Source organism: Ensifer sp., from assembly GCF_035999135.1.
Lineage (GTDB): Bacteria > Pseudomonadota > Alphaproteobacteria > Rhizobiales > Rhizobiaceae > Ensifer.
This window is the reverse complement of the sequence record NZ_DASYGZ010000203.1, coordinates 1-16,074: the sequence shown is the minus strand read 5'-3', so window position 1 is coordinate 16,074 and position 16,074 is coordinate 1. Positions and strand designations below refer to the sequence as shown.

At 64.8% G+C, this 16,074-nt stretch carries 14 protein-coding genes; 3 read left to right on the top strand and 11 right to left on the bottom strand.

Features of this window, described 5'->3' with window-relative positions; translation table 11 throughout:
- Window positions 1-90: 90 nt before the first annotated feature.
- The 3 genes from VGO12_RS26705 to VGO12_RS26695 all read right to left on the bottom strand — a co-directional run bounded on the left by VGO12_RS26705 (window position 91) and on the right by VGO12_RS26695 (window position 2,629).
- The gene (locus VGO12_RS26705; RefSeq protein ID WP_043620984.1) at window positions 91-327 is read right to left on the bottom strand and encodes a DUF4170 domain-containing protein; all 237 of its coding nucleotides are present in this window, start codon (window positions 325-327) and stop codon (window positions 91-93) included.
- Window positions 328-387: 60 nt separating this feature from the next.
- Window positions 388-1,203 (bottom strand): 3'(2'),5'-bisphosphate nucleotidase CysQ, encoded by an 816-nt coding sequence (locus tag VGO12_RS26700; RefSeq protein WP_327515742.1) that lies wholly within the window; start codon window positions 1,201-1,203, stop codon window positions 388-390.
- Between the two features lie 79 nt (window positions 1,204-1,282).
- Complete coding sequence (locus VGO12_RS26695; protein WP_327515741.1) at window positions 1,283-2,629, bottom strand: TldD/PmbA family protein; 1,347 nt, start codon at window positions 2,627-2,629, stop codon at window positions 1,283-1,285.
- Window positions 2,630-2,776: 147 nt separating this feature from the next.
- Here VGO12_RS26695 and VGO12_RS26690 point away from each other — a divergent pair, with 147 nt between their 5' ends.
- Window positions 2,777-4,612 carry a monovalent cation:proton antiporter-2 (CPA2) family protein gene (locus VGO12_RS26690; RefSeq protein ID WP_327515740.1) on the top strand — a complete coding sequence of 612 codons (1,836 nt, stop codon included), beginning with the start codon at window positions 2,777-2,779 and terminating at the stop codon, window positions 4,610-4,612.
- Between the two features lie 48 nt (window positions 4,613-4,660).
- Here VGO12_RS26690 and VGO12_RS26685 read toward each other — a convergent pair whose 3' ends face one another.
- The 3 genes from VGO12_RS26685 to VGO12_RS26675 all read right to left on the bottom strand — a co-directional run bounded on the left by VGO12_RS26685 (window position 4,661) and on the right by VGO12_RS26675 (window position 8,358).
- Window positions 4,661-5,545: a patatin-like phospholipase family protein gene (locus tag VGO12_RS26685; protein WP_327515739.1), complete on the bottom strand. Its 885-nt coding sequence runs from the start codon at window positions 5,543-5,545 to the stop codon at window positions 4,661-4,663.
- 80 nt (window positions 5,546-5,625) lie between these two features.
- Window positions 5,626-6,186, bottom strand: a complete 561-nt coding sequence (rsmD, locus tag VGO12_RS26680; protein WP_327515738.1) for a 16S rRNA (guanine(966)-N(2))-methyltransferase RsmD — start codon at window positions 6,184-6,186, stop codon at window positions 5,626-5,628.
- A 6-nt stretch (window positions 6,187-6,192) separates the two neighbouring features.
- Window positions 6,193-8,358, bottom strand: coding sequence for a pseudouridine synthase (locus VGO12_RS26675; protein ID WP_327515737.1), 2,166 nt, complete (start codon window positions 8,356-8,358; stop codon window positions 6,193-6,195).
- Between the two features lie 73 nt (window positions 8,359-8,431).
- Here VGO12_RS26675 and VGO12_RS26670 point away from each other — a divergent pair, with 73 nt between their 5' ends.
- Complete coding sequence (locus VGO12_RS26670) at window positions 8,432-8,881, top strand: nucleoside deaminase (protein WP_327515736.1); 450 nt, start codon at window positions 8,432-8,434, stop codon at window positions 8,879-8,881.
- Between the two features lie 29 nt (window positions 8,882-8,910).
- On the opposite strand, the gene VGO12_RS26665 is transcribed toward VGO12_RS26670, so the two are convergent.
- The 5 genes from VGO12_RS26665 to VGO12_RS26645 all read right to left on the bottom strand — a co-directional run bounded on the left by VGO12_RS26665 (window position 8,911) and on the right by VGO12_RS26645 (window position 15,257).
- Window positions 8,911-9,390, bottom strand: a complete 480-nt coding sequence (locus VGO12_RS26665; protein WP_327515735.1) for a GNAT family N-acetyltransferase — start codon at window positions 9,388-9,390, stop codon at window positions 8,911-8,913.
- A 113-nt stretch (window positions 9,391-9,503) separates the two neighbouring features.
- Window positions 9,504-10,124, bottom strand: coding sequence for a hypothetical protein (locus VGO12_RS26660; RefSeq protein ID WP_327515734.1), 621 nt, complete (start codon window positions 10,122-10,124; stop codon window positions 9,504-9,506).
- Window positions 10,125-10,251: 127 nt separating this feature from the next.
- Window positions 10,252-13,161 (bottom strand): isoleucine--tRNA ligase, encoded by a 2,910-nt coding sequence (gene ileS / locus VGO12_RS26655; protein ID WP_327515733.1) that lies wholly within the window; start codon window positions 13,159-13,161, stop codon window positions 10,252-10,254.
- A gap of 247 nt (window positions 13,162-13,408) precedes the next feature.
- On the bottom strand, window positions 13,409-14,392 hold the full coding sequence (locus VGO12_RS26650; protein ID WP_327515732.1) for a bifunctional riboflavin kinase/FAD synthetase: 984 nt from the start codon (window positions 14,390-14,392) through the stop codon (window positions 13,409-13,411).
- Window positions 14,393-14,408: 16 nt separating this feature from the next.
- Window positions 14,409-15,257: a TIGR01459 family HAD-type hydrolase gene (locus tag VGO12_RS26645; RefSeq protein WP_327515731.1), complete on the bottom strand. Its 849-nt coding sequence runs from the start codon at window positions 15,255-15,257 to the stop codon at window positions 14,409-14,411.
- A 535-nt stretch (window positions 15,258-15,792) separates the two neighbouring features.
- Between VGO12_RS26645 and groES the strand changes: the two genes are divergently transcribed.
- Window positions 15,793-16,074: co-chaperone GroES (groES, locus tag VGO12_RS26640; RefSeq protein ID WP_327499114.1), on the top strand; the 282-nt coding region annotated here is incomplete at its 3' end.

Genomic DNA, 16,074 nt, shown 5'->3' with positions numbered 1-16,074 from the left:
ACGAGGCACCGTCCCCTACGACCTGGGTCAGCGGAAATTCACTCGGAACCGGCGCGCGGCTATGCCCCGCGCATCCCGACCGCATCGGCATCAGCCGTTTTCCGGGTCAAGCAGACGATGCATGTGGACGATGAAATAACGCATGTGCGCGTTGTCGACGGTCATCTGCGCCTTGGATTTCCAGGCGGTGAGCGCGCTGTCGTAGTCCGGGTAAATGCCAACGATATCGAGCTTGTCCAGGTCGCGGAAGTGAACATCCGTCAGCGTGGTGAGTTCGCCGCCGAAGACGAGATGCAGACGTTGTTTTTTCTCGGTGTCGTGAGCCATCGGAATTCCATTTTTTCTTTTTGGGTATGGGCGTTGGTTTGAGGCATTCGGCCCCAAAGGTCAATGGGGCTCCAAGGTCCGCGAAGCGGCAATCAACCCCGGCAATACGGGCCTTGCAGCAGCGCACAGAACCCCATGCACAACTTCGGGGCGATTGTAGGACAGGGGGGCTCCCGAGAGGTCCGCGAGCCTGCCGCCAGCCTGCGCCAGAATGAGATCGGCCGCGGCCAGATCCCAGTCATGGGCATTCCTTTTGACCAGCGTGCCGTCGATCCGCGCGTCGGCCACCATCGCCAGGCGATAGGCCAGCGACGGCACGTGCGGCACACGCACGACAGGCGTGGCATAGACAGACGCGAATTTGGCGATCGTGTCCTCGGCAGCGGCAAGATGCAGCGTATCGCCGGCCTTTGCCTCCCGCACAGATATCGGCGCACCGTTCTTCAGCGCCGGGCCGCCAGCCACAGCCTCGAAGAGTTCGTCGAGCGCCGGCGCATAGAGCACGCCGGCAACGGGTTCTCCACGATGAACGACGGCGACGCTGACGCACCAGAGCTCCTTGCCGCCGATGAAGGCGCGGGTGCCATCGATCGGATCGATCACGAAGGCCGTCTCGCGCGACAGACGGCTGAGGTCGTCGTCGGTCTCCTCCGACAGCCAGCCGTAGTCCGGTCTGGCTGAAAGCAGCCGCGTTTTCAGCACATCGTTGGCCGCGAGATCCGCCTCGCTTACCGGCGATCGGCCCTCGTTCTTCCAACGCACATCCGGGCTCTTGCGAAAGTAGCCGAGCGCCGTTTGCCCGGCCGCGACCGCGGCGGTGCGGATCAGTTGAAGATCTGCCTGCCAATCCGCGGCCAATCGTGCTTCGTCAGACATTGAAAACCTCGTCAGCCCGCTCCCGGTACAGATAACGGGAGCAGGCGCCTGCGCAAAACCGCACGCTTCGTTTCGTTGCTTAGATGCCAGCCAGCGTCATGCCTTCGATGGCAAGGGTCGGCGCGGCGACGCCGAACTTGCGGTCGATGTCGTCGGCCGGCGTCAGTGCCATGAACATGTCCTTGAGATTGGACGCAATCGTCACCTCGGACACGGCGAAGGTCATCTCGCCGTTCTCGATCCAGAAACCGGAGGCGCCGCGGCTATATTCACCGGTCACCATGTTGACGCCCTGGCCGATCAGTTCGGTCACGTAGAAACCGGTGCCGACGCTGCGGATCAGATCTTCGCGCGAGATCGTGCCGGGTTCCAGCGCCAGATTGGTCGAGGCCGGATTGACCGTCGGACCGCCGCGCACGCCGCGGCCGTTGGTCTGGAGCCCGAGCTCGGCCGCGGCAGACGTCGACAGGAACCAATGCTTGAGCACGCCGTCCTCGACCATGACGAGCTTTTCGCCGCTGACACCTTCACCGTCGAAGGGACGCGAGGACGAGCCGCGCACGATCAGCGGATCGTCCGTCACCGAAAGGCCCGACTTCAGGATCTGCTTGCCCATCATGTCGCGAAGGAAGCTGGTTTTGCGGGCAACCGAGGCGCCATTGATGGCGCCCGCCAGATGCCCGACGAAGCCGCGCGCCATGCGCGGATCGAAGACGACGGTGACGTTCCTGGCGGTCGGCACCTGGCGCGGGTTGAGGCGCGCCACGGCCCGTTCGCCGGCAAGGCGGCCGATCTCGTCGGCGGAACGCAGGTCGGCGGCGTAGAGGCGGCTGTCGTAATCGTAGTCGCGCTCCATCTTCGTGCCTTCGCCAGCGATGGCGCTGACCGAGCGCCCGAAGCGCGTGGCCATGTAAGCGCCGTAGAAGCCGTGCGAGGTGACGAGCACCAGGCCGCCCATGCCGGCCGAGGCGCCGCCTCCGCTGGAATTGGTGACGCCGGAGACGGCAAGGGCCGCCTCTTCCGCTGCAAGCGCTGCCTTGGTCAGTGCCTCGGTCGACACTTCGGTCGGATCGAAGAGGTCGAGATCCGGATAAGATTTCGCCAACTGGCCGGCATCCGCAAGCGAGGCAAATGGATCCTCCGGCGACGCCTTCGCCATGGCCACCGCACGCTCGGCCAGCAGCTTCAGGTCAAAACCCGGATTGGCGGAGACGCTGGCGACGCGCCGGCCGACGAAGACCCGGAGTGAGAAATCGTCGCTCTCGGAGGCTTCCGTCGCTTCCACCTTGCCGAGGCGGACGGAGACGGAGCGCGAACGCCCGCGCACCACCACGGCATCGGCCGCATCGGCGCCGGCCTTGCGGGCGAGATCCACGAGTTCGGAGGCGCGTTTTTCGAGGGCGGCAGAATCGATCGTGTCTGACATGGTGTGGCCTTTCGTTCCTGCCCCATTTATTGTGCGGCGAAGCAGGCATCAAGGGCGTCGGTCCGATTCCCGCTCAAACACCGCAAATGAAGCGCTCTTGAAAGCCCTTGCAGGGGGCCGGGTCCGCGATAGTGAAAGCCTTAAGGCATGGCAACGACACCGATCATCTATTCCCAGGCCCTGATGCTGCTCGGCGGTGCTGTCATTGCCGCCCCGATCTTCAAGCGGCTCGGCCTCGGGACGATCCTCGGCTACCTCTCTGCCGGCATATTGATCGGCCCGGTCGCGCAAAGCATCACCGAGGGCGAGCAGATCCTGCACGTCTCGGAGCTCGGCGTCGTGTTCCTGCTGTTCATCATCGGGCTCGAACTCAAGCCGTCGCGCCTGTGGCAGATGCGCCGCGACATCTTTGGCCTCGGCACGGCGCAGGTGCTGATCTCAGGCATCCTGCTTTCCTACGCCATCTATGCGCTGGGGCTGCTCGGGCATGGCGGCAGCATCATCGCAGGCTTCGGCCTGTCGCTGTCGTCGACAGCCTTTGCCATGCAGATCCTCGACGAGAACAACGATCGCAACACGCGCTACGGGCAGAGGGCCTTTTCGATCCTGCTGCTTCAGGATCTCGCCATCGTGCCGCTGCTGGCGCTGATCCCGCTGATGGCGTTGCAGGCGCCCGAGGACACGACCCCGCCGCTCGAAGACTTCGCGATCGCCACCACCGCGATCGTCGTGCTCTTTGCCGCCGGCCGCTACCTCGTCAATCCGCTGTTCCAGGTGATTGCCCGCACCGGCGCGCGGGACGTCATGATCGCGGCGGCACTGCTCATCGTCATGGGGGCGGCGACCATGATGCAACTCGCCGGCCTCTCGATGGCCATGGGTGCATTCCTCGCCGGCGTGCTGCTGGCGGAATCTTCCTACCGCCACGAGCTGGAGGCGGATATCGAGCCATTCCGAGGCATCCTGCAGGCGCTGTTTTTCATGGCGGTCGGCCTGTCGCTGGAGCTCGATGTCATCGTCGAGCGCTACCAGCTGATCATCATCGCCGTTCCGCTCCTGATGGCCCTGAAGAGCCTTGTGCTCTACTGGCTATGCCGGCTGACCGGATCGCACCACAACGACGCCGTGCGCATCAGCCTGCTCCTGCCGCAGGGCGGCGAGTTCGGCTTCGTGCTGTTCACGGCTGCGGCAACCGCCGGCGTCTTTTCGGACGGCGACGCCTCGCTGCTGGTCGCCGTCGTCACGCTGTCGATGGCCTTGACGCCGCTCGCCTCCATGCTCGCGCCGAAACTGATGCACGAACAGGACGAGATGGACGAGGAGATCGAGGAAGACTTCGAAGGCGCCAACGCCGACGTGCTGATGATCGGCTTTTCCCGCTTCGGCCAGATCGCCGCGCAGATCCTGCTCGCCGGCGGCCGTGACGTGACGATCATCGACCATTCGGCCGCCCGCGTGCGCCAGGCCGCGACCTTCGGCTTCCGCATCTATTTCGGTGACGGCAACCGGCTCGACGTGTTGCGCGCCGCCGGCATCGAACGGGCGAAGATCGTCGCCGTCTGCACCCAGAAGAAGGAAACGACCGACCACATCATCGATCTCGTGCAGTCCGAGTATCCGAACGCGCGCATCTACGCCCGCTCCTACGACCGGCTGCATACGCTGGAGCTGCGCGCCAAGGGCGTGGACTACGAACTGCGCGAGACCTTCGAGTCGGGCCTGCTCTTCGGCCGCAAGACGCTCGAAGCGCTCGGCGTCGGCGACGACGAGGCGATCGCAATCATGGACGATATCCGCAAGCGCGACGAGGCGCGGCTGGTGCTGCAGGAGGCCGAAGGCATCACCGCCGGCCGCGACATGCTGCATTCGCGGCCGGTCAGACCCGAGCCGCTGGTCAAGCCCAAGCGCGAGGTCGATCACTCCGCCGAAACCGGCGAGAAGATCCTGCCGGGCCTGCCCGCCGAAGAAAGGGAAAGCGCCTGAGGCCCCTCGGCCTTATGGCGCCCTCCCCGGCCGGATTACCGCGAGCGGTCAGTTGGTGCGCTGCAGCGCCGTCATACGCTCGACAAGCGCGCGCTTCAATTCGTCCTTGATGGCGGCGGTACCTTTCAGCACCTCCTGGGCACGCAGGAAATCCATCACCCGATAACGCCCGACATCCGGGCGCAGCAGGATGTCTGGAGCCCCCTCCTTGAGCTTCATCGCTATGATCGACTGCATCATCAACTGGCTTGCGCCAAACAGGGCGTCGATGCGGCTCGGGATCGTTTTGCCGTCGCCGTCCGGGCCGCCAACAACATCGACACCGATGACGATATCGGCGAGACCGCGCAGATGGTCGAAAGGAATGGGATTGTAGAGACCGCCGTCGATCATCACCCGGCCGTCGATCCGGACCGGCGTGAAGATCGCCGGCAGCGCTGCGGACGCGGCCAGCGCCTTCCACAGGTCGCCTTTTTCGCAGACATGCTCGGTCTGGGCGTAGTAGTCGGTGGCGATCACCTTCAACGGGATGTCGAGATCTGAGAATTTCGGCGGGATGGCCGCCGGCAGGAAGGCCTTGAGCACGCGCTCGACATTGAATTGCCCGAAGCGAAACCCGCTTGCCATCGCTTCGGAGAGGCTCGCCGGCCGCAGTTGCCACAGGCGGTTCAGAACCTGACGTCGATGGCCGACGGTCGAAAGGGTGTGCTCGCGGATCTCCTGGCCCGTGAGGCCTGCCGCCATGCCGGCGCCCATGATCGCGCCGATCGAGGAGCCGGCAATCACCACCGGGCGAATGCCGAGTTCGTCCAACGTCTCGATCACGTGAATATGGGCGAGCCCTCGCGCGCCGCCGCCACCGAGTGCCAAGGCGACGGTCGGCTGGCTCGACGCCCCCTCCGGTCGATCCGTCATCGAAAGATCCTGCTTCATCGGCATGCCTCCGCGCGGCGGTTACGGAAAACGACGATCCTCACGCAGCCTACCCGCGCAAGCACACCAGAAATATGGCGTCAGGCGCCGCGGAAGCGATAGAAATGCATGCGGGTGTCGCCGAAGACCCTGACGTCGAGGCGCTCAAACACCGCCGTCGGTGCCGGCTGGACGTCCGCGCGCTCCTCGAGGACCACCAGGGCGTCCGACACGAGCCAGTTGCCGATGGCCGCCGAATCCAGCGCCTTCTCGCCCAGCCCCTTGGCATAGGGCGGGTCGGCGAAGACAAGATGAAACGGCTCCATCGTGCCGACGCCGCCAAGACTGGTGGCGTCGCGCCGGAAGACCTTGGCCCGGCCCTGCAGGCCGAGCGTCTCGATGTTGGTCTGGATCAGCCCCCTGCCTTCGACGCCCTGCTCGACAAACAGCGCCTGCCGGCATCCGCGCGACAGCGCCTCGAAGCCGACGGCGCCGGTGCCCGCGAAAAGGTCGAGCACCCGGGTACCGTCGAGCGCGTCCGGATAGGAGTGGCTCAGAATGTTGAACAGGCTTTCGCGCGTCCGGTCCGTGGTCGGCCGGATATCGTTGGACTTGGGGGTCGCCAGGCTGCGACCCCGAAACTCTCCACCGACGATCCGCACGGCCCGTTAGTTTCCTCTGCCGCGCGGCTTGCCGCCGCCAGCCGGACGGCCGCCACCACTGGGGCGACCAGCGCCGCCGGGACGTCCACCACCGGGCTTGCCGCCGCCAGGCTTGCCGCCACGGGGGCCGCCTGAGCGCTCGCCGAAGGATTTTCCACCCGAGGGCTTGCCACCGAACGACTTTCCGCGAGGCTTGTCGCCAAATGGACGGTCGCCGCCTTCGCGACGCGGCGGACGGTCACCGTCGGCGCGCGGAGCCCGCGGCTTGTCGAACCGGCGATCCCCACCGTCGCTGCGGGCCGGACGGTCGCCGAACGAACGCTCACCGCCCTCGCGGCGCGGCGGACGATCACCGTCGGCGCGCGGAGTGCGCGGCTTGTCGAACCGGCGGTCGCCGCCTTCGGAACGGGCTGGCCGATCGCCGCGTGGGCGGTCGCCATCCTCGCGGCGCTGAGGACGATCTCCGTCGGCGCGCGGATAGCGCGGCTTGTCGGAATAGGCGCGTGGTCCGCCTTCGGACCGGGCCGGACGATCGCCGCCATCACGGCGCGCCGGACGGTCACCATGGTCGCGCGACCTGCGGTCACCCGCGTCGCCCGACTTGCGCCGGCCGAAACCGCCATCGCGGCCTTCGTCCTTGCCGCGACGTGCAGGTTCGCTGGCGCTGATCCATTCGCCCTCTTCGTCGCGACGCTTGACCGGCGCGGATGACGCCGGACGATCGAAGTCTCTGTTCGAGCCGCCCTTGCGGTCGGGATCGAACTTGCCGGAAGTCTTCGTCGCAAAACCGTCCTTGGTGCGGCCGTAGCGCTTGGACTTCGGCGCGCCATCCGGGCGCTCGCGACGGGCGGGCTTCTCTGCGGTGTCACCGTCGGCGGATTTGGGCTTCTTTTCGGCGAGCGGGCGGGCGCCCGGCGCCATCCAGACGTTGGCGGTGCGGGCGCGCTGCGCCGGCGCACGCTTCGGCCGGTCCTCGAAGCTACCATCGCGGTCGTCGCGCGGACCGCCCTTGCCGCGGGCGCCGTCCTTGCCACGGCCACCACCGTCGCGGCGATCGTCACGACGGGTGTCGAGACGAGAAAGGGCACGCTCGCGCTTGTCCTCCGGCTTTTCCCAGCGGGTGTTCCTGCGCTGCTCGGGTTCGTCGTCCTCGGGAACATCCCGGGAGGTCGTGGCCGCCTGGTCGTTGTAAAGCGGCGCGTCGAAATTCGCCTTGGCGTCCTCGATCAGGCGCGGGCCCAACTGGTCACGCAGCGTGCGTCCGCGAATTTCCTGGACATGGCCTTCCGGCAGCTCGCCGAGCTGGAACGGGCCGTAGGAAATGCGAATGAGACGGTTGACGTCGAGGCCGAGCGCGCCGAGCACGTTCTTGATTTCGCGGTTCTTGCCTTCGCGAAGCCCCATGGTGATCCAGACGTTGGACCCCTGGACCCGGTCGAGCGTTGCTTCGATCGCGCCGTAGAGCACGCCGTCGACGGCGATGCCGTCCTTCAGCCTGTCGAGCGCTGCCTGGTCGATGTCGCCGTGGGCGCGCACGCGGTAGCGGCGCAGCCAGCCGGTCGACGGCAGTTCCAGCACGCGGGCAAGGCCGCCGTCATTGGTCAGAAGCAGCAGGCCCTCGGTGTTGATGTCGAGGCGACCGATCGACAGAACGCGCGGCAGTTCGTCCGGCAGGTTCTCGAACACCGTCGGCCGTCCCTCGGGATCGGCATTGGTGGTCACCAGGCCGGCCGGCTTGTGGTAGAGCCAGAGGCGCGTGCGCTCGATGCCGCGGATCGGCTGGCCGTCCACCTCGATCGCATCGGCAAGCGTGGCGTTGACGACGGGCGTATCGAGGATCACGCCGTTGAGCTTGATGCGTCCTTCCATGATCATCCGCTCGACATCGCGGCGCGATGCGACGCCGGCGCGCGCCAGGATCTTGGAAATGCGCTGTGGCTCGTCAGCCGCGGCCGCGGCCGCGACCGGGCGCTCCCGGGCCGGGCGCGACGCGCCGGTCCTGGGCTCCGATGGCTTTGAGCCGAAGCTCTTGCCGCCCGAATCCTTCGGGCCAAAAGCCTTGGCTCCCGCAGCCTTTTTCGGCGCGGCACCCTTCTTGTCGGCGAAATGCGGTTTCTTGTCCCGGCCAGCGGACTTGCCGCCAGGCCGCGTGGGCTTGTCTTTGGATGTCATTTGTGTTGCCTGCCTTTTGCGGCTGTCCTATCAGGTCGCGGCCTGTGGGTTAAGAGAAATTATTGTTTGAGCGATGGCTGAGACGACACGCTTCATGGATGCGGCCCTTGAAGAGGCCAAAAAGGCGGCCGAGCGCGGCGAAGTGCCGATTGGGGCCGTTGTGGTCTTCGACGGCCGGATCATCGCCAGCGCCGGCAATCGGACCCGCGAGCTCAACGACGTGACGGCCCATGCCGAAATCGTCGCGATCCGTGAAGCCTCGGCAGCCCTCAACGACGAGCGGTTGACCGGTGCCGACCTCTACGTGACGCTCGAGCCGTGCACGATGTGCGCCGCGGCGATCTCCTTTGCGCGCATCCGCCGCCTTTACTACGGCGCGGATGATCCGAAAGGCGGTGCGGTCGACAGCGGCGTGCGCTTCTTCGGCTCGCCCACCTGCCATCACGCTCCCGACGTCTATTCCGGTCTGGCGGAGCGGGAATCTGCCGAGATCCTGAGGGATTTCTTCGCCAGCAAGCGCTGAAAGGGCAGATCCTGCGTCCGGCCGCCGCTTCAGTCGGCCGCGAAGTTTGCGAGTGCGGCGCCCGACAGACGGTAGCGGGTCCATTCCGACATCGGTTCCGCACCAACCGCCTCATAGACCCGGATCGCCGGCTCGTTCCAGTCGAGAACGCTCCACTCGAAGCGGCCGCAGCCTTCTTCGACGGCAATCCGTGCCAGGTGTTTCAGAAGCATCTTGCCGGCACCCGAGCCCCGGCAATCCGGCGTGACGTAAAGATCCTCGAGATAGAGCCCCTTGCGCGCCTGCCAGGTCGAGTAGTTGTAGAACCACATGGCAAAGCCCGCCGGCTTGCCATCCTTCTCGCAGATCACCGCACGGGTAATGGCGCCCGGGCCGAAGAGCGAATCCTGGAGCATCTCGACCGTCGCCTCGACGGCGTCGGGCTCCTTTTCGTAAACTGCAAGTTCGGTGATGAAGCGCAGAATGGTCTCTGCATCTTCCTGGCGGGCGTCGCGGATGCTGATGGTCATGGCTCAGGCGCTGCTTAAGGCAAATCCTGGAGAAGCGAAGATCGGGCTCCTGCCAGGATTTGCGGCGATAGAGGAAATGGATCCGTTCGTTTCAGTGAAACTGCGAAGCGATCCTAGAAGGGCCAGTACCACTTGGTGCCGGAGTTCTTGATCTGCGCTTCCTTCTTGCGGCGGCGCTCCTTGTCCTTCTCCGGCTCGCCGAGCTCGGTCTCCGCGCCCTCGGGCAGGCGGCGGTAGTCGAGCGGCGGATCGCTGAGGAAGCGGCGCTTGTCGGAATAGGCGCCCTGCTCGACCTTGCGGGCCTCGCGGTAAGCCTCCTGCTGCTCCTTTGCCGAAAGGCGGCGACCGTTGGCGCTGGCCTTGGCAAGGGGGGAGACGTAGTTCGGATTGTTCTTGTTGGCGTCGGCCTCTTCACGCAGACGGTTGCGGACCTCTTCCGGAGACTCGACCCATTCCGGGTTGCCCTCGCGGCTGGCGAGCGACTTCTGCGGCTCGACGAGCGACGCCTGCTGGGCGGACGGCGGCAGCACGAGACCAGGACGCGGCTGGTACTTGACCGGATCCCGCTTCGGCGGACCGAAGCTGGCGACGCTGCCGAGGTCGTCCATGAGCTGCTCGCCGGCCGTCTTGTCCGTGCCATAGGTCGGTCCACCGATGCAGCCCGACAGCACCAGTCCGCTCGTCAAGATAGCGGCAACGCTGGCAAACACTCGCAACTCTCGCGTCATTTCCATGAGATTCCTTCCAGCCGGCCACCGGTCAGCGCGGCCACTCAAGCGCCCATGGCGGAGAAATCCGCCAAATTTCGGGCAGGTTTTACCGGATGAACGCAACGAGTGCAATTCATCCGGTAACAATGCGTTAAGCCTTGAAACCAAGCTCGCGCAGCGCGGCCGCGTCGCGCGCCGACACCTCGGGATAGAGCGCGTCAGAACCGACATCGGTCGTGATCCGCCAGGAGCGCGCGCACTTCTGGCCTTCGGCGAGCTGCGGCACGACGCTCACCTTGGCGACTTCGGCCAGGCGGAATGCATCCGCTGGGCCTTCGGTCGCCTCGACCTTGATGGCCGACGTGATGCAGATCTCGGCGAAATCCTGGCCTTCCAGCGCCTTCAGGAGCTCCGGATCGGCCACATGGACGACCGGTGCTGCTTCCAGCGACGAACCGATGCGCTTGTCCTTGCGCTCGATCTCGAGCGCGCCGGTAACGACGGTGCGAACGGTTCGGATCTTGTCCCACTTGGCTTCGAGCGCATCGTTCTTCCACTCCGCCGGGATCGCCGGGAACTGTTCGAGATGCACCGAAACCGCGTCGGGCTTGCGCGACAGCCAGGCTTCTTCCGTGGTGAAGGGCACCATCGGCGCCAGCCACAGGACGAGGCAGTCGAAGAGCTTGCGGATGACCGCAAGGGCCGAACGGCGGCGCAGGCTCGACGGTGCGTCGCAGTAGAGCGCGTCCTTGCGGATGTCGAAGTAGAATGCCGACAGCTCGACGTTCGAAAAATCGATCAGCGCGCGGGCGATCTTCTTGAAGTCGAACGCATCGTAGCCTTCGCGCACGACCTGGTCGAGTTCGGCCAGGCGATGCAGCATCAGCTTTTCGAGTTCCGGCATCTCGGCATAGGCGATCTCCTCGCCCTTGTCGTGGGCGAGCGTGCCGAGCATCCAGCGGATGGTGTTGCGCAGCTTGCGATAGGCGTCGATGTTGGTCTGGATGATCGTCTTGCCGAGGCGCTGGTCTTCCCAGTAGTCGGTCGTCATCACCCAGAGGCGCAGGATGTCGGCGCCGGCGTCCTTCATCACCTCCTGCGGGGTGACGGTGTTGCCCTTCGACTTCGACATCTTCTCGCCCTTCTCATCCATGGTGAAGCCATGGGTGACAACGGCGTTGTAAGGCGCGCGGCCGCGCGTGGCACAAGCCTCGAGCAGCGAGGAATGGAACCAGCCGCGATGCTGGTCCGAACCTTCGAGATAGACGTCGGCCGGCCACTTCAGGTCCGGGCGGTCTTCGAGCGTGAAGGTGTGGGTCGAACCCGAGTCGAACCAGACGTCGAGAATGTCCATGACCTGATGCCACTTGGCATGGTCGTGGTCGTTGCCGAGGAAGCGGTCCTTGGCGCCTTCGGCGAACCAGGCATCGGCGCCTTCCAGTTCGAATGCGTCGAGGATGCGGGCATTGACGGCCTCGTCGATCAGGATCTCGCCCTGGTCGTCGGCAAAGATCGCGATCGGGACACCCCAGGCGCGCTGACGCGAGAGAACCCAGTCCGGGCGTCCCTCGATCATGGCGCGCAGGCGGTTCTGGCCGGCACCGGGCACGAAGCGGGTGTCGTCGATGGCAGACAGCGCGCGCGAACGCAGCGTGGTACCGTCGCCGAAGGCCTTGTCCATGTAGACGAACCATTGCGGCGTGTTGCGGAAGATCACCGGCTTCTTCGAGCGCCAGGAATGCGGATAGGAGTGCTTCAGGCGGCCACGGGCAAAGAGCGCATGACGGCCGATCAGCGCCTTGATGACACGCTCGTTGGCGTCGCCCTTCTTGCCCTTGTCGTCGATGACGCGACCGGCGCCACCTTCGGCATCGGGGCCGAAGCCATGCGCATCGGCGGTGAAGTAGCCGGCGTCGTCGACCGTGAACGGGATCGCAGAGGAGATGCCGCGGGCTTCGAGCGCGCGGGCATTGTCCATCCAGGCGTCAAAGTCTTCGCGACCGTGGCTGGGCGCCGTGTGCACGAAGCCGGTGCCGGCATCGTCGGTCACATGGTCGCCGTCGAGCAGCGGCACCTTGAAGGCGTAGCCGCCGCCGAGACCATGCAGCGGATGGGCGCAGGTGACGGACGACAGTTCATCGGCCTCGAGATCGCGAACGAAATTGAAGGTGAGCTTGGCCTTGGCGGCGGACTCGTCTGCCAGGCGCTTGGCGAAGATCAGCTTCTCGCCAGGCTGCGGACCGAAGTCGTTTTCGGCGGTCGCGACTTCGTAGAGCCCGTAGGCGTAGCGCGAGGAGAAAGCGATGGCGCGGTTGCCCGGGATGGTCCAGGGCGTGGTCGTCCAGATCACGACGAATGCGCCGGCAAGGTTTTCCGGACCTTCGGCGACCGGGAACTTCACCCAGATCATATCGCTTTCGATATCGGCATATTCGACTTCGGCTTCGGCAAGCGCCGTGCGCTCGACGACCGACCACATGACCGGCTTCGAACCGCGATAGAGCTGGCCGAGCTTGGCGATCTTCATCAATTCGCCGGCGATGCGAGCTTCGGCGTGGAAGTTCATCGTCGTGTAGGGATTGTCGAAGTCGCCCTCGATGCCCAAGCGCTTGAACTCCTCGGCCTGGACCTGGATCCAGCCGGCGGCAAAGTCACGGCATTCCCTGCGGAATTCGTTGACCGGGACCTCGTCCTTGTTCTGGCCCTTCTCGCGGTATTTTTCCTCGATCTTCCATTCGATCGGCAGGCCGTGGCAGTCCCAGCCCGGAACGTAGTTGGCGTCGAAGCCGCGCATCTGGAACGAACGATTGATGACGTCCTTGAGGATCTTGTTCAGCGCGTGGCCGATGTGGATGTTGCCGTTGGCATAGGGAGGGCCGTCGTGCAGCACGAACTTGTCGCGGCCGGCGGCAGACACGCGCAGCTGCTTGTAGAGACCCATCTTCTGCCAGCGGGCCACCGTTTCCGGCTCCTTCTGCGGCAGGCCGGCGCGCATCGGGAACTCCGTCTGCGGCAGGTAGAGGGTGGAGGAATAGTCGATCTTTTCAGCGGTGTCGGTCATGGTCTTTGCAATCGCTTCTTCGCGCGAAGGGTCGCGCATACGAGATAGGCTCGGTATCGAGAGATGACTGGGGCGTCGGAAACGCCGAAATCCCGGACCTTCCGGCAGACTAATGCGCGCGGAAGGCCGGGCCAATAATTCGCTGATCGATGATCAATCGACGGTGCCGGGTCATGGTGGCCGGTTGTTTAAGGCGTTTTCGGCCTTTTGAAAAGGTCCGCGGCTCGGCGAAGGCGGAATTCTTTTGTCAGGCGAAGTTGAGTTTGCGGTCGATGTCGCCAAGCGGGGTGACGCCGGAGAGCAGTGCCCTCGCCTCGGCTTCGTCCTGCCGGATCTGCGCCACCAGCGGATCGAGGCCGTCGAATTTCAACTCGTCGCGCAGATGCCCGAAGAAGGAAACCGCGCAGACCTCGCCATAGAGGTCACCGGAAAAGTCGAAAACGTAGGTTTCAAGCAACGGCTCGCCGTCGCTGTCGACCGTCGGCCGGCGCCCGAAGCTTGCAACGCCGTCATGAAGAGAGCCGTCGGCGCGGCGGAAGCGGACCGCATAAATGCCCGGCCTGAGCTCGACCTCCGGTGCAAGCCGCATGTTGGCGGTCGGAAAGCCGAGTTCACGCCCGAGCTTCTTGCCGCCGATGACTTCGGCCTCGACGACATAGCGGTAGCCAAGCATGCCGGCCGCCTGCGAGACGTCGCCCTCGCCGAGCAGCGCGCGAACATAGCTTGACGAAATCACCGACGCATTCTCGTCGCGATAGGCATCGACAAGCGTCACGCCGAAGCCGTTGTCGCCGCCAGCCGCCATCAGGAAGGCGGGACCGCCCTCGCGGCCCTTGCCGAAATGAAAGTCGAAACCGGTGACCACATGCGAGGCATGCAACCATTCGAGCAGGATGCGGTGGATGAAATCGCTCGCGGAAAGCTGCGAGAAGGTACGGTCGAACGGATACTCGATGACCGCGCCGAAGCCCATGCCTTCAAGGATCCGCGCCTTCAGCGGCGCCGGCGTCAGGCGGAAGACCGGCGTGTCCGGACGAAACACCGTTCGCGGATGCGGTTCGAAGGTGAGCACAAGCGCGGGCACGCCGCGGGCTCCCGCCTCTTCGAGCGCCCGGTTCAGCACCGACTGGTGACCGCGATGCACGCCATCGAAATTGCCGATGGCGACGACACCGCCGCGCAAATGCTGCGGCAGCGGATCGCGGGTCTCGTTGCGATGAAAAACCGTCATGTCCGTCGTTGTCCCGTCAGGCGAGCCGCGGCATCCAGTACTTCGGCGAGGCGCTCTCCTTCTTCAGGAACGCAGCAAGCTTCGCCTCGTCGGTGCGGCTTTCGTTCATGTATTCCTGGGCATGGATGCCGGCGCTGATATAGAGCAGGTCAAGGCCGGCGTCCTGGGCGCCCTTCACGTCCGTCGGCATGCCGTCGCCGACGGCGATGATACGCGAAAGGTCGACGGCACCGCGTACGGCCTTGGCCTCACCGAGCGCTGCGCGATAGATGGCGATATAGGGCTTGCCGGCAATACGCGCCTCGCCGCCCAGCTCCTCGTAGAGCTTGGCGATGGCGCCGGCGCAGGGGATGAGCCGGTGGCCACGCTCGACGACCAGATCGGGATTGGCGCAGATGAACGGGATCTTGCGCTTGGCAAGGCCGGTCAGGGTCGCCCGGTAGTGTTCCGGCGTTTCGGTCTCGTCGTCGTAGAAACCGGCACAGACGACCGTCTGCGCGTCCTCGGACGAAACGATCTGGGTTCCGAGCCCTTCGAGAAGCGGCAGGTCGCGCTCGGCGCCGATGAAATAGATCTTCTTGTCGGCGGCTGCGATCAGGGCGCGGGTGACATCGCCCGAGGTGACGATCCGGTCATAGGCTTCGTCGGGAACGCCCAGTCCCCGGATCTGAACCTTGACCATGGGGTTCGGCCGCGGCGAATTGGTGATCAGCACGACGGTCAGGCCCGCGGCACGCGCCTCGGCCAACGCCTCGCAGGCGGAGGCAAAGGCCTGCACGCCGTTGTGAAGAACGCCCCAGACATCGCACAGCACGATATCGTAGCGCGCGGCGATTTCCCGAAAACTGTTGATCCTTGCGGCCATCCTGGCTTCCTGCAAACACGGTTTCCGGCTTGCATGGCAAGGACGGCAGGAGATTACAAGCCTCGCCGCCCGAAAAAGGCATGCCCTCCCAAGGAATCCGGTGACTTCACCTACAGCGCCGCGCGTCTTATTAGACGCGCAAAGGTCGCTGTAGAGCTTGGAATTGCTGCATGTTTTTGTCCTTTACCCGGCTACGATAAAGGAAACATGCAGTGGTCGAGCGGGCCCAGCGGAGAATGCGGACTTCGCGCTGTCCGTCGTCGACAGTCCCGATGGCGGTTATCAACCAAAAATCTTCTGCCCCTGCCGTTTGCAGGCACGATCGCCCATATTTCGCCAAGAATGCCACTAGGCTCCCGATGTCCAGGCAGAACGCACCCAGGGCCCACGGCTAAAAAATCTAGGCGCGATCCTTGACTCACTCCATACCCAGGCTTATCTCGGCATCGCTAGCACTCGACAAAAGAGAGTGCTAACACCCATCCATCGGGTCGATCTGCGATCCGTAGTGTCATTTGATCGAGGGATTAGACTAATGGCAAGCACCAACTTCCGCCCGCTGCACGACCGCGTCGTCGTTCGCCGCGTCGAGTCTGAAGAGAAGACCAAGGGCGGGATCATCATTCCGGACACCGCCAAGGAAAAGCCGCAGGAAGGCGAAATCGTCGCCGTCGGTTCGGGCGCCCGTGACGAAAGCGGCAAGGTCGTTGCTCTCGACGTCAAGGCTGGCGACCGCGTTCTGTTCGGCAAGTGGTCGGGCACCGAAGTCAAGATCAACGGCGAAGACCTTCTCATCATGAAGGAAGCCGACATCATG

What these genes read in the sequence shown, in the direction of transcription:
- VGO12_RS26705 (WP_043620984.1), bottom strand. Translation starts at nt 327, where the DNA reads ATGGCTCACGACACCGAGAAAAAACAACGTCTGCATCTCGTCTTCGGC.
- VGO12_RS26700 (WP_327515742.1), bottom strand. Translation starts at nt 1,203, where the DNA reads ATGTCTGACGAAGCACGATTGGCCGCGGATTGGCAGGCAGATCTTCAA.
- VGO12_RS26695 (WP_327515741.1), bottom strand. Translation starts at nt 2,629, where the DNA reads ATGTCAGACACGATCGATTCTGCCGCCCTCGAAAAACGCGCCTCCGAA.
- VGO12_RS26690 (WP_327515740.1), top strand. Translation starts at nt 2,777, where the DNA reads ATGGCAACGACACCGATCATCTATTCCCAGGCCCTGATGCTGCTCGGC.
- VGO12_RS26685 (WP_327515739.1), bottom strand. Translation starts at nt 5,545, where the DNA reads ATGAAGCAGGATCTTTCGATGACGGATCGACCGGAGGGGGCGTCGAGC.
- VGO12_RS26675 (WP_327515737.1), bottom strand. Translation starts at nt 8,358, where the DNA reads ATGACATCCAAAGACAAGCCCACGCGGCCTGGCGGCAAGTCCGCTGGC.
- VGO12_RS26670 (WP_327515736.1), top strand. Translation starts at nt 8,432, where the DNA reads ATGGCTGAGACGACACGCTTCATGGATGCGGCCCTTGAAGAGGCCAAA.
- VGO12_RS26665 (WP_327515735.1), bottom strand. Translation starts at nt 9,390, where the DNA reads ATGACCATCAGCATCCGCGACGCCCGCCAGGAAGATGCAGAGACCATT.
- VGO12_RS26660 (WP_327515734.1), bottom strand. Translation starts at nt 10,124, where the DNA reads ATGGAAATGACGCGAGAGTTGCGAGTGTTTGCCAGCGTTGCCGCTATC.
- ileS (WP_327515733.1), bottom strand. Translation starts at nt 13,161, where the DNA reads ATGACCGACACCGCTGAAAAGATCGACTATTCCTCCACCCTCTACCTG.
- VGO12_RS26650 (WP_327515732.1), bottom strand. Translation starts at nt 14,392, where the DNA reads ATGACGGTTTTTCATCGCAACGAGACCCGCGATCCGCTGCCGCAGCAT.
- VGO12_RS26645 (WP_327515731.1), bottom strand. Translation starts at nt 15,257, where the DNA reads ATGGCCGCAAGGATCAACAGTTTTCGGGAAATCGCCGCGCGCTACGAT.